10 protein-coding genes are annotated in these 12877 nt (G+C 37.5%); 1 reads left to right on the top strand and 9 read right to left on the bottom strand.

Annotated features, from left to right (window positions below):
• Nucleotides 1-59 precede the first annotated feature (59 nt).
• On the top strand, nt 60-1046 hold the full coding sequence (locus BUB91_RS05325) for a hypothetical protein (protein ID WP_073097950.1): 987 nt from the start codon (nt 60-62) through the stop codon (nt 1044-1046).
• Nucleotides 1047-1096: 50 nt separating this feature from the next.
• On the opposite strand, the gene BUB91_RS05320 is transcribed toward BUB91_RS05325, so the two are convergent.
• The 9 genes from BUB91_RS05320 to BUB91_RS05280 form a co-directional block, all read right to left on the bottom strand.
• Nucleotides 1097-1735: a response regulator transcription factor gene (locus tag BUB91_RS05320; protein ID WP_073097948.1), complete on the bottom strand. Its 639-nt coding sequence runs from the start codon at nt 1733-1735 to the stop codon at nt 1097-1099.
• A gap of 5 nt (nt 1736-1740) precedes the next feature.
• Nucleotides 1741-3705 (bottom strand): ATP-binding protein, encoded by a 1965-nt coding sequence (locus tag BUB91_RS05315; protein ID WP_073097946.1) that lies wholly within the window; start codon nt 3703-3705, stop codon nt 1741-1743.
• 17 nt (nt 3706-3722) lie between these two features.
• Nucleotides 3723-5963 carry a tetratricopeptide repeat protein gene (locus BUB91_RS05310; protein WP_073097944.1) on the bottom strand — a complete coding sequence of 747 codons (2241 nt, stop codon included), beginning with the start codon at nt 5961-5963 and terminating at the stop codon, nt 3723-3725.
• A 2-nt stretch (nt 5964-5965) separates the two neighbouring features.
• Nucleotides 5966-6622 carry a DUF1266 domain-containing protein gene (locus BUB91_RS05305; protein ID WP_073097942.1) on the bottom strand — a complete coding sequence of 219 codons (657 nt, stop codon included), beginning with the start codon at nt 6620-6622 and terminating at the stop codon, nt 5966-5968.
• A gap of 3 nt (nt 6623-6625) precedes the next feature.
• Nucleotides 6626-9136, bottom strand: a complete 2511-nt coding sequence (locus BUB91_RS05300) for a hypothetical protein (RefSeq protein ID WP_073097940.1) — start codon at nt 9134-9136, stop codon at nt 6626-6628.
• 65 nt (nt 9137-9201) lie between these two features.
• Nucleotides 9202-10254: an SMI1/KNR4 family protein gene (locus tag BUB91_RS05295; protein WP_073097938.1), complete on the bottom strand. Its 1053-nt coding sequence runs from the start codon at nt 10252-10254 to the stop codon at nt 9202-9204.
• Nucleotides 10255-10372: 118 nt separating this feature from the next.
• Nucleotides 10373-11506 carry an adenylosuccinate synthetase gene (locus tag BUB91_RS05290; RefSeq protein WP_073097936.1) on the bottom strand — a complete coding sequence of 378 codons (1134 nt, stop codon included), beginning with the start codon at nt 11504-11506 and terminating at the stop codon, nt 10373-10375.
• On the bottom strand, nt 11506-12372 hold the full coding sequence (locus tag BUB91_RS05285; RefSeq protein ID WP_073097934.1) for a hypothetical protein: 867 nt from the start codon (nt 12370-12372) through the stop codon (nt 11506-11508). Before BUB91_RS05285 ends, BUB91_RS05290 begins: the two co-directional genes overlap by 1 nt.
• Before the next feature lie 2 nt (nt 12373-12374).
• Complete coding sequence (locus tag BUB91_RS05280; RefSeq protein WP_073097932.1) at nt 12375-12725, bottom strand: hypothetical protein; 351 nt, start codon at nt 12723-12725, stop codon at nt 12375-12377.
• Nucleotides 12726-12877: the final 152 nt, after the last annotated feature.

The raw sequence follows: 12877 nt of genomic DNA, 5'->3' as shown, positions 1-12877 counted from the left end.
ATTCAGTGAGGCTCTACGAACAGCTTTCTCCTAGATTAGCTTTTATAAATAACTACACTATGAAACGTATGAGCTACATCGCAATTCTCATTATACTTATAGCAATATTAATGCTTGGATGCGGCCGTTTATTTGGCGGCATGAGCAAAGACCGGGCAGCTGTTACATTAGAACAGTATCTTACAGAACGTTTTCAAAAAAAATTGAGTTTTGAAAATTTAAACCGCTTTTTTAATGAAGGAAATATGAATCCAAACATGTTTTCTGTTGAAATTTTTGATCAACAATATCCTAAAATACGTTTTGCTTTACATTTTGATGCTAAAAAAATGAAAGAAGAAGATCTTTTAGATCAGGGAGGATATCAGGAAAGATCTCTAAAAGAGATGTATACCGAAGCTAAAACAGATTACACAATAAAACAGAACATAACAGAACAACTAGAAAATAAAGGTATTCTTACAAATTTTGAATACTACTCTGTTAACCTAAATTTTACGACAACTCCTTCTTCCCTGTTTATAAAAAACACTATTTCTGAACTGCTAAATACTATGAATCAAAATCGCGATACCTTGTATTGTGGGGGCTATTTTAAATTCAACATCAAAACCCCGGTATTATCACACTCCCTATTACAAGGCGAAACCATTCCAGGAATAGAAGGCTGGGATTTTACGCATTTTACAATAAATACTAAAGCTGAAGCTTACACAAAGTTACAAAGCAAAATCAACCTTGATATTATTGCCTATTTAAAACAATCTCAAGCCAGCTATCGCTTACATCCTACTTCTAAAACTTATGTAAATGCTGATACATTTGACGAGGCGGTGTGGATTCAGTTTTTAAGTGATCAAAACGGTTCTAGGTCTAAAGAACCTGTAGCTTGGAAAGAACCTATTACTGCCGTGATGCTGGTATTTTTTGATTTAGAAACTCAAAAGATGCTGCGTACCGAATTGCATACGATAGTCGATTTAAAAACCTTTGAAGAGCGTTGGGAAAAAATTGAAGAGCTCTTGCCGTTTACAACTACTCTTTAAGATCATATTTGCTTTATGTGAACTCAAACAAAGCTCTTTTATCAAAAAAATTAATCATCAAACAAGCCAGACTCTATTGCATATTTCACAGCTCCTGTAGTGGTTTTTGAGCCTGTTTTTAAAAGAATGTTTTTGCGGTGTGTTTCTACCGTATTCACAGAAATAAAAAGCTTTTCTGAAATTTCTTTAGAAGTCAACTCCTCTCCTAAGAGTTGAAGCACTTCTTTTTCTCTTGGGGAAAGTTCGATGTTTTTATACTTTTTGCGTTCAAAAACACTTTCCATATAACGCTGTTTAATGAGTTCTGAAAAATACTGCTCCCCTTCTAGTACGGTGCGCACCGCTTTTTGCAATTCTTCTTTGCTGGTAAATTTTGGTACAAAACCATTTGCTCCTTTTTGAATTACTTTATGTACCGTTCGATGATTATCAAGCATACTCAGCATAATGATTTTTACATCGCTGTGCTTCTTTTTAATTTCAGTAAGCAGTTCTATCCCATCCATCTTAGGCATACTGATATCGCTAATTATTAAATCAATATCAAACTGATGCAGCAAGCGTATAACCTGTTTTCCTTCAGTGGCTAAATGCACTTCACCTATTTCTGGCATATCCTTTAAAATAGTATTAATGCCTTCTAAAAACATTAAATGGTCGTCTGCAATAATGATGTTTACCTTTTTCAAAATATCTAATTTAGGGGAATATCTATGGTTATCGAAGTTCCGCTTCCTGAACCGCTGTCTATATCTAAAACACCTTGCACTTTTTGCAGACGCTCGCTGATATTACGGAGTCCTATTCCTTGTTTTTTGGTTTTCTGGAAGCCTTTACCGTTATCGTTAATAACAATATTTAGATGATCTTCGTGCTTTGTAAGCTGTACTTCTGCCCGCGTAGCTTCGGCGTGTTTCAAGATATTGTTTATCAATTCCTGTACAATGCGATAAGCATCTGCTAAAAGCTCGTCAGACAAGGCATCCAGTTCTTCTTCGGGAAAGAAAAACGTCTGGATTTTCAATTCGGTTTTTTGAGTAACCTGATCTATAAAATCATTGAGGAAGCTGCTAAAACCTATTTTTGAAAAGGGCAGCGGATGCAGCTGATGCGAGAGTCCGCGTACATCAATACACGCATTGCTAATTGCTTCTAACAAACGTTTTGCCTGTGGCCTTTCTGAATTTCCTTCTATATAGTGTTCAAAAGCAATTTTTATACCTGCCAAATCACTTCCTATACCGTCGTGAATATCACGTGCCAATCTTGAGCGTTCTTCTTCCTGGCCTTCCTGATAGCGTTCTATAACAGACAGCTTATGATCTTTAATCATTTGATTAATGCGCTGTCTGGCATTTTCTTCCTGTTGTGTGCTTAATTCTTTCTGTACTCTTAATCGCTGTAAGTAAAAAAACCGCAACAAAATCATTGTGATTAAGACCAAAATAAAACCGGCAATAAAGGCATTTCTAACAAAGCGCTGCCTTTTTAAGGTGAGTGCTGTCTTTTGCAATTCGGCCTCACTGAGTTTCTGCTCTTTTTCAAGCAGTTTAATACGCGTTTCTTTTAATTGGGTTTCATAGCGCTCCTGAAGCTTGGCTACATACTTCTCTTTATCTAAGGAGTTTTGATCTGCAGTAACCATCACACCTTTATCATAAAAATTAAGTGCCTGCTTATAATCACCCAGATCCTCATAAAGCTGGGATAGATTTTTATAGATCTCAGAATTATAGCGAAGTAGGGATTGCTCTTCGCCTATTGCCAGTGCCTGCTGAAAATAAGCAATCGCTTCTTTGGGGTTTCCCAGTTTACTTGCACAAAGCCCCAGATCGTTTAATACTATGGCGATATCTGAGTTGAATTGAAGCTCTTGTAAAAGTTGTAAGGTTTTTTTAAGAGCAACAGTCGCTTCCTGATATTTCATTTCTTCCAAAAGCATTTGTGAAAGATTGATATTTATATAGGCAATAACTGCTTTATTTCCTTCACGCTTTCGGTATTTTAATACCGTCTCATAATGCTTACGGGCTTCATCAAACTTCGCTTGTTCTTTTAAAATATTTGCAAAATTGAACAAAGTAGTAAGTACCCCATCATCGTCTTTTAATTCCCGATACAAATTAGCAGCCCTATCTAAATTTTCTAAAGCTTTAGCATACTGCTTCTGAAGCACATAAAGGGTCGCTATATTTTGATAAGCATTAGCTTCTTGCTGTTTATCATCTTGAGATTTAGCATAGCTTAGACAGGTTATAAAACCATCCATCGCCTTTGGATAATCTCCCAAATTTTTATACCCTAAAGCCAATAGGTTATAACAAGCAGCAAGTCCATTTTCAAAATTGAGCTGTTTTAAAAGCGTTATGGTTTGTTTAGAATGGGATACCGTAGTCTGATAATCTCCAGATATATTCCCAAGATATCCTAATGAATAATGTGCTTGCGCCTGTTGTTTAATTAATTGCTTCTTCTTAGCAAGGCTAAGCCACTCTAAAGCAGCCTTTTTGGCCACCACAGGGTGCGTATTTAGATTTTGCTGGTAACTATTAGCCAGAGAATCTATTTTAGGAGTGGGAGCTTCTTGCGCAAAGAGAACTTCTGTTACTCCCAGACAAAAAAGAACGGTTAAAAAATGAAGTTTTAGAGTTCTTAGCATTAAGATACAGTTCGCATTTATGCGAAATAAGTAGTTATAAAGTGAGATTTAATGTTCTCTAAAGCACTAATTTCAAGTTCTTCAAGAGGTTCCTCTAAATGAGAAGCTGTTTGCAATAAGTTGTGTCGTAAAAAAAGTTCTTCTTTATAAAAGTCCTCAGTGATTTCCTGATGCTCTTTTAAATCAATTTCCCAAGGAGATTCTTTACTCAAAAACATGGCACTGTATCTTATATAATCCTTCAAATTTCCTGCTTCTTTGGCACTTCTTTTAAGAGCTCCCGCAAGGTAATTAATATCCTTAGGAAAGTCAAAGAAAGCGCGATAAGGATAGGAAGCTATTAAATTTATTTGCGCTGCTGTTGCTTCTTTATAACGATTAGCTTTTAATAGTAGATCTGGATACGGATAATCTACTTCCCAAGTTCGGTCTTCAGGGACTCGTGCTTTTAATTCATCATAAATGTTCAGGCTAAGTGTGTTATCAAAAGCTGCTCGTGCAGCTATAAAAGCGAGCTTATAATACACGCCTGCATCGGATGCATTTTGGGCAGCAAGTACCAGAGACTCTGCTGCTACAGTTTCGTTTCCTATAATCCAATAAACCAGACCATTGTTTCGGTAATCTATGAACGTTTGTGGGTTGGGAACCAAATCTCCCTCAGATGCCGCTCTTACGCCTTCAGGATTTTCTTTAAAATTATAAAAACACAACCACTGTAATACCGGGTAAAGCTCTGGATCTAATTTACCTTGCTCGTGGCAGTAACAGGCATAGTTATAGCTTTTTTCGTAATCTGCCATTTCAAAAAGCACTTCCATACTCAGATTCATCGAATTGCAGTAATCGCTGCTTCCTTCTTTATAAAATTGTACTTCGCGCTCGATATCTTGAAAAAACAGATCGTAATTTTTGTTGCGCTTATGCAATATGGCACGCCAATAATACATCCAGGCATGAAATGAATTCTGATTATAGCCCTCGATGCCTTCATTTAAAACTGCCAGAGCTTGCGCATCGTGCCCAAGTTTAGCTAAGGCAAAGCCTTTAAAGCAGATGCTTTTTGCATTAGGCCAGTGCCGTAAGTGAAACTGGTTTACGACTTGTAGAATACCTTCATTGTTTCGTACCCTATCATTTAAATCCATTAGGGTTTGCAAATAATCTGTTACTGAAAGACCGTTATTAAATGCCGCATGAAAAGCTTTTGCCGCTTCCTGATAATCGCCCTGATAGAAGAAAAATTTACCTTTTAATTCAATTAGTAACGGGTTTTTAGGATTAAGTGTCAAGCCTTGTTGCAGGCAATAAGCCATTTTCTTTAAGTCGTTTGAATAGAAATAACAGGATTTTCCTATCAGGTAATACTGGTGCTGCGCGCGTTGCCATCCTGCATTTACAAGCGCTGCCATATAGGATTTATAGGCTGAAAAATCGCTATAATTTTCTTCTGGAAACTCTGGAGTCTCTGGGTATACTAAAACCTCAGCAACCATATCGTAAATCATAAAAGCCTTTGCATAATCGGCCAGTAGAATACGCGTGCGGTCTTCCAGTTTCAGATGCTTCCACTCTGCCCTCCATTGATCGCGAACTTCTACCGAGCGGTTTTGCCATATAGCAAGTTGAATTTGGGTATGGTACTGCTCTGCCTGTGTTAAACGTGGGTCGAGATTCAATCCTTTTAAAACAGAAATATTATGAGTTGCCGAAGCTAAATTCAAGAGTTTGTTTACAGGAACTTCTTCTTCAGAAATGCACAAGTCGTCCAAATACTCCCGTTGAATTTCCGATAATAAAAAACGTACTTCGGTGCTTTCCGGATAGCATTCTAACACATAGCGAAGCACCTCGATAGCCTCGCCAAAGCGCCGTTCTTCATTCAATTTTAAAGCATAATGTAGGTGTAAGTTTTCGTTATACGAAAATGCCATCAAGGCTTTCTCATAAATCTCCTGAGGACATTGCTTATAATAACTGCATATACACTCGTAGTCAGAAGCTTCTACAACACCCTCGGCTTCTAAAGCTTCCAAGTAGGTGTTCATTGCAGACACATCTACCTCTTTAAAGAGCCCTAAGAAGCGCATATACAAGCGATAATACCTTATGTACACAGACGTATCGCTATTAGAAAATACATCAAAGTTCTCCTGAATAGCACTAATATGCTGCTCTAGTTCATGTACCTGTTGTACAACATAGGCTTGTTCTGCCTGTTCCAGATGTCTTACTACCTCTTCTTTTGTCAATTCCATACTTACCATTCTTTAAACCAGGTGGGGTTATCTATCTGCATACGCTGGTAGCATTCCCAAAGTGTTAATATCCCGGGGTACGAGCTCAAATCCTGTTCACCCACACCATTAATAAATTCGTCTCCAATACATACATTGCGGTGAAAAGCTCCCCAACTGCTAAAGGTTGTTTTAAGAAGCTGTTCTACTTCTTCTAAGCGCAAGGTGATTTCTTCCAGTTCTATATAACTGAGGATTCCGCCTAAACGCATCAAGAATACATAATGGGCAAGCTCATAGCCCTTTAGCTTCTGGTCTTTAAGGCTGAAGCGGTATTTCCACGCGAGCTTATAGTTGTGTTTAGTCATTACATTCTCTAGCGCGCTGTATTTTGATTCAAAAGTTGCTGTAGTATCCAAACGCAAAGAGGCCGCTAATTTTTCAAAAGAAGCCGAAGCCATCAGCCCTGATTCATACTGAAATAATCGGGTACGCAAATGCAAACCTGAGTGTATGCCATAATATTTCAACAAACGTTTTGCCATCTTAATGTGCCATTCGTTAATCAGGTTAAAACCAAACCAACTTTGAAGGTCTACCTCATTGGAATGTTTTTTTAAAAGCAAGGCCGAAAAGTTTAGCTGCTTTTGTATCTGGGGTATTATTTGTTCTGAAGTCATAGGTTATGCCTTTAAATCGGTAACGACTTGTAGTAAAGTCTCGGTTAAGTTTTCTGAATATGCACCAGATTCAGCCATCATTTGCAATCCCTGCCCGTAAGTCTGTGCCATCGCAGTACCTTTCAAAAATTGTACAAAGACGCTTCTAACAAGGTTTCCGTAAGCTTTATATGTGCCATCCGGACCAGCTTCTACATCTATGATAATTAGATATAAGGCTTGATAAAACTGCATCGCTAATGGCGTATTTTTCGCCAGCAGCGATTGAATGTCCGTTAGGTTCTTTTCTAAAAAAGTTCTGTAAACAACGCTGTCTATCCTGCTTTCTTTAAAGTTTTCAAGATCGGTAATCACCTGTTCAAGCACTACGTCACTCAGCTTAATTGCTAAAGTCACTAACGGTGTTACTCTGTTAGTATTCTGTGATTCCGCTACGTTTCTGGTATCTCCTTGCTCAAAATAATACCTATAAAACGGCATAATTACCGGTTCTAATTGCATTTGATGATACAGATTTATTTCGTGACCGGTTAGGTAACTGTGAAATGTTTCAACTGTATTTTTAAAAAGAATTCTGTGCTTTAAGTGCTGCAACAGGTCACTAAGATGCGTTGTGATTTCCGAAGCAATCTTTTCTAATCCCGGATATTTTTTTGAATTTTTAGTACTTCTTTTTAAAAACGTAAGCAGTCTAAAGAGCACCTCATTGGCTAGAATTTCCTGAGCTTTTACCTCATTAAAATACTGTGCCAGACGCTCTCCCTGGTTTTTTAATACCTCTGCAACCCATACCAGCTCTTTTCCTGAACTGTAGTAATAATCGTTTAAAGACAAATACCAACTTTGTATAAACTGAGGCTCTAAAGGCGTTTCCGTATTTACATAGTACGATTTTGCATATTGCTCACAGGTTTTTATAATACTGGGATGTAGATTTTTTAATGCTGAAATCTCATTCACACGCCCAACCTTAGGGGTGTCTTTGTATAAAACAATCAGGGTTTCCACAATGAGCTGTACGCCTGTTTCTCGAAGATAAGGCTTTGATTCCCGGGCAGAATGCGCCAGAGTAATGAGGTAATTGTACAGAGCTTCCTTGCTTTCATCACTTAATAATTCGTTTAATTGAAAACGTGCATCATAAAAGCAAAGTATTAAAAACTGATTTAAAGGGTCTGCTAATCCCGATGGCTGAAACGATGGTATCCAATTTTCGAGTTGGGTACGGGTTTCAAATAAGTCTCTAAGCACATAAACCCCGGTTACCGGGAAATCTTCGCCTTTATGACTCATTACAGGAAGCTGTTTTGCATCCCATCCAGTAAGTAAACAGGAAAAAACGTCATTAAAAAAAGTGATTTTCGATAGCGTACTGCTCGTTGCATCACTCATTACAAACCAAAGTAAAATAGATCGTACCGGGAGTTCTTTAGCGCTATTTACCTGAAACGCAATTTTTCCATAATCATTAAAAACAGGACGATTAAAATTGGTTCCTTTATCTGCTAATAACCAATCCTGTAATCTGTAAAAACCAGTCTCTGTTTGCTTTAAAGTAATATTTTCACCTTTAAGACTAAACAATATAACGTCACTTTCATCCCATTCTTTATCATTTAAAGCCGTGACTAATGGGTATTCCCCTTCTGCGGTGCGCAGGTTTATATAATCAAAGCTTTCATCTTCTACAAAAAGTACACGCTCTACAAGCATTTGATGTGCTGCGGTTACCCACTTTCTATTCTCAGCATAAAAATTAGCTAAGTTTTCACTTATCCAAGGTTTTAATACATCATAGATTCCAGGCTTTGCAACTTGACCTACAGGCAACACCTGATGCAGGCTTTCTACCAATAGCTCCCACTTACCTTTGTAAAAATGCGCTACAAATGTATCACTAATACGAAAAGGGTATTCTTGTAAAAGTCCTGTTTCATCTGCTACAAAATAGGTTCCGGCTAGTAGCTCATACTTCAAACAGTACTCCATAATAAAATGAGCGCTTAAATAATCTCGCATATCTAGAGCGCGGTGCATTAGAAATCGAGTTACAGGCGCTGAAGCATGAGATTTACGATGTACCAAAATACTTAAGACTTCAAAAACGCGAGTTCTCAATGCATCAGAAACAGTTGCCGACTGAAGAAAAGCTAATCCGAAATAAAGAAAATCCACTAATTTAGCAGCACTTTTAGCATCAGGATAAAAGCCTTTTGTAATTAACGGATGCCAAGAAGCAACAAACTCAAATCCCTCTTCTTCATTAGCATAAATGGAAGGATGGTAATATACCAGTTGTGCAACAGTTTCTGTGAAATCTGCTGCAAGCTGTTTATCTTGTACATTTGCTTTAGTTGCATTATAAGCTAATCCCTCTTGCACATGAAATAATTCTAGAACCTCTAGGAACGCTTGAGCTTCGGCAGCTTCTAAATGCGATATATCTAGTTTAGAAGCTAATAACGCTTTAAAGGTTACCAACATCTTACGCTCGGTATTTATATTATTTTCCAAACTGTTTAAGTCTTCTCTTAGTTAATATTAAGGCTGTGTACCACCCAAAAATCACTTGTACTGTCTTATTCTGTTGGAAGCCATTCCCAGTCTACAATCTCCTCCTCTTGAAGTAACTGCTTCAAAAAAGCATCTAAACTTTCGGCTTGTTGATAGCCTATTTCCTGATCTGCTCCAAATCGGATGATTTGTCCTGATGTTCCTTTTTCAGCAGGCGCTAAATCTAAGCCTATAAAACTGCCGTTACCTAAATCAAAAAACGGAATCCAATACGGGGTTGTATACATCAATAAAACCTTACCTTCATTCGTGCTATACGTATCTAGCAAATCTTCCTGTGTCCATTCTTCATAGATGTCATTCCATTGCTTCCATTCATTAAGCATCGCTTCTGCAGTCATAAAAGCTGTGTTTTTAACTCCATTATGCAAGGTGAAAAAGTCTTTCAGTACCTGCGGAAATGCAAAGCCGGCCTGTTTTTCAAATGCTTCATAAACAGCGTCGTTAGCGACTGGTACTGTTACCTCCAGATTTTTTGCCTCTACCAGTTTTCTAAAGGCTTCTGCAAGCATTTTCAAATCGCTTGGGACATTAAGATTGACAAAGGGTCTTATAAAATCGGCTTTCTCTTTTTTAAGTTTTTCTGCTATAAATTCATTAGGAATGAACTTATAAAGAAACGCTCCGGTATCTTTATAAATAAAGTCTTTCTCAAAATTAGATGCCGGCTGCGAACTGTATTGGTTTTTTCCAAACTGAAAAATTTGAGGATATGATTTCTCGGATTTTCTAGAATCGCTAGTTATCACTTTAATCCAGTCTTTAAAGCGTTCCTCTTGCTTTAATTCTACAGTCATTATTTCTTTTCCTTCTAAAAAAGCAATACCGTAATACTTAAAATGAAATATAAAATCTGGAGTCAGTAGTAACAACTTAATTACTGACTTATTAGCCTGGTTTTCAAAATCTTCTAAAACTGCGTCTCTAAAGGTGAAACTGTTTCTGAAATCATCAGGATCTTCTAAAGCCGGAAGCGTATTAATTTCAAATGACACAAAATCAAAATCATCCCACTTTTTATCTATAAATGCTTCATTATAAATTATAAAATCTTTCATATACGCTTTTTAAAATAGAATGCTAAGGTAACAGAGCATAGTCTGAAGCTTATCCCTGAATAGGGTGATTTTTAAAATAAAAGCGGGATTCTGGCCTCTAGAAAGAAATGCGACCTGATTAAGTCGCGTTGATTTCTTGAATGCTTTTTGAAGAGGGACCATAACTTCCGTAGACATTTTTAAACCTTACAGGCAACTGTTTTAGTAATTCAGGAACCGAAAAATCAGGAAGCTGATCGAGACAGGTAAGCATCAGGTTTTTAGTCACCTCAACATCTTGGTGATACACGGCATCACACTGTAAAGCATATTCTAGTAAGTGCTCAGCTAATGCTTGCGTTCTAAATTCTCCCTGAAACTCGTTAGTAACATTTGCTTCCTTTTCGTGATTTTGCAAATGTACAGCGGGTGTATCTGCCATAGGACCGTTTCCGTGGCGGGTTTGATAACAACGCGTCACATAATATATTTCAACATCGGTAGTGCCTAAATGCTCTTTAATAAGCTGCATGGCATTTTTAGAAGTAGTAGCACTCCACGTGGTATGCGGGGGAAACCCGTGACGGGTATCGAGCAATATTCCCTGACTGCCTTCAAAAATAAAATGCTCAAAAGATTGAGCAAATGTACTAAGAGTAGTAATACTGTAAAAAGACTGAATCTGCTGACAACTTTCTACAAAAAAAGCTTCGTCATAACCCCGCAATTCTTTCTCATAATAAGCGGTCACTTCCGGGTCTTGATGCAAGAGTTTATTTTTATAATAGTGATTAATACTGTTCAACCTTTGTTGCATAACCCAAGGAAATTGCAGGTCATTGGCAAAAAAACAAACCTCCTCTGCGTTGCGGGCAATGGTAGCGCCAAAACCCAACCCACACGAACCGTGTTGCTGTTGCTTTTCTACAGCACGATTATATGCAATATCATAAATAGTAGTAACCATCGCTAACGGATGCAAATACAAAACTGGGTTATACGCTGCTAAAAAGCGCCCTTCTTGCAAAATTGCAGGAGGAAATAACGTAGTATGTTCACTGTAATAGGTAGGAAGTCCTTGTAACGTACCCGAACCAAAATTACTAAAAGTGTGCGTCAAAGATTCAGTAGTGACGGTATGCCCTACCTGATGCCCACCGGAAAAACGTACCACCAGACTTTTATCTGGTTCTTGCGATGCCAGAAAATCGGTCGTTAATCCTTTTCCGGCATCGCCAAAACCTAAGTCAATTACAATACTGCATTTTGACATTATAGCATATTTTCTACGTCGATATCTGAATTAGATGACGTTTTATTTTCCGTAGATAAAGAAGCGGGTTTATGATTTTGAATCACTACTTCAGCTATGCGTTTAGCAACTTTTTTATAATCTGGTAATTCAATAAAATTTTCACCTAACAACGCTTTCCAATTTCCTTTTCTAGTTTCCATTTTAGACCAGTCGTTATGCTCTAAATGAATATGATAAACATTGTATTTTTCTTGAGCTTCTTTAATTATAGCTTCCGTACTTATGGTAGAAGCCTCGTTGGTACAGGTATATTTACGAATAATTTCTGCCGGAAGCTCTTTAAAAACAGGCTCATCACCAATTGTGAATAAAAAGCCTTTTTGCTTTCTTTTTTCCCAACAATCTATAGCCGTATGACGTGCTGCAAATAGATGTGCCAGATTATACCCTTCCTGATTGTTACCCCCACCGCCACCTTCAAGATAGACGCGAGTTAACCAACGGTCTAATAATTCGGCTGATGACTCAAATTGTCCTACCTGCAAGGGTGCGCTATCGTATACAAAATCGCCCAATCCCATAAATAAGACTTGTGGATGCTCTATGCCTGCTTCCATAAGCGAACCTATAAGGTCTGGCAACGCTTCTTTTACGATAAGTTCGGGTACAAAGCCCATACTTCCTGTGACATCAAGCCCTACTATAATTGAAACCGACTCCGGGTGCTCTTCTGAATCTCTGGATTCCCGTACCAGTGCTTTTGACGGATCCATCTCGGGGTCAATAGTTCTTGCTGTGAATATCTCTTCGCGGGATTTATTGCTATATCCTTTAGAATTTCTTAACTGTTCGTAAGCTTCGTTACTAAATCTTCCTCCTCCCATAATTATAATTCTTCTATTTTAAGACCAAATAAATACGCATAGCGCTTTTGGGCTAATTCTAATTTAATTTCTAAGTTTCTTATTTTAACTGACATTTCTAAGTCTTTAGCTACATAGTTTTTAGCATCAAAATCTGAAGCTAAAACCAGACTATTCGCATCTGTAGGACTCATATCTAACATATTCTCTTGTTCGCGTTTTAAGCGTTTTAGAGACAAGGCTAAATCTTCGGTTTCGCGTTTATATATTAATTGCGCATCTTCTGCAATTGCGTTAGCACGATCGTCTCGTATCTTTTCGTTATTGCGCTTTAATGAATCTAAAAACGCAGCATTTTTAGTGTTATCTTCCATTAGTATTGATTTTAGTACAAAGTTAATTGTAAAATCGACTCTCTATTATCCCTGAATAAGGTGAATTTTTAAAGAATGGATTTATTGAATTCAGAATAAGTTCTGCTTGTAAAATTCAAAATCCCTGAAAACTGGTACTATTCTCCAGAAGA

Source organism: Leeuwenhoekiella marinoflava DSM 3653 (assembly GCF_900129005.1).
GTDB classification, from domain to species: domain Bacteria; phylum Bacteroidota; class Bacteroidia; order Flavobacteriales; family Flavobacteriaceae; genus Leeuwenhoekiella; species Leeuwenhoekiella marinoflava.
The sequence above is the reverse complement of the archived record's forward strand: the minus strand, read 5'-3'. Positions and strand labels throughout refer to the sequence as shown.

Bases quoted from the DNA above. Each gene is read 5' to 3' on its own strand.
- BUB91_RS05295 (WP_073097938.1), bottom strand. From the start codon at position 10,254: ATGAAAGATTTTATAATTTATAATGAAGCATTTATAGATAAAAAGTGG.
- BUB91_RS05305 (WP_073097942.1), bottom strand. From the start codon at position 6,622: ATGACTTCAGAACAAATAATACCCCAGATACAAAAGCAGCTAAACTTT.
- BUB91_RS05310 (WP_073097944.1), bottom strand. From the start codon at position 5,963: ATGGAATTGACAAAAGAAGAGGTAGTAAGACATCTGGAACAGGCAGAA.
- BUB91_RS05285 (WP_073097934.1), bottom strand. From the start codon at position 12,372: ATGGGAGGAGGAAGATTTAGTAACGAAGCTTACGAACAGTTAAGAAAT.
- BUB91_RS05280 (WP_073097932.1), bottom strand. From the start codon at position 12,725: ATGGAAGATAACACTAAAAATGCTGCGTTTTTAGATTCATTAAAGCGC.
- BUB91_RS05290 (WP_073097936.1), bottom strand. From the start codon at position 11,506: ATGTCAAAATGCAGTATTGTAATTGACTTAGGTTTTGGCGATGCCGGA.
- BUB91_RS05315 (WP_073097946.1), bottom strand. From the start codon at position 3,705: ATGCTAAGAACTCTAAAACTTCATTTTTTAACCGTTCTTTTTTGTCTG.
- BUB91_RS05325 (WP_073097950.1), top strand. From the start codon at position 60: ATGAAACGTATGAGCTACATCGCAATTCTCATTATACTTATAGCAATA.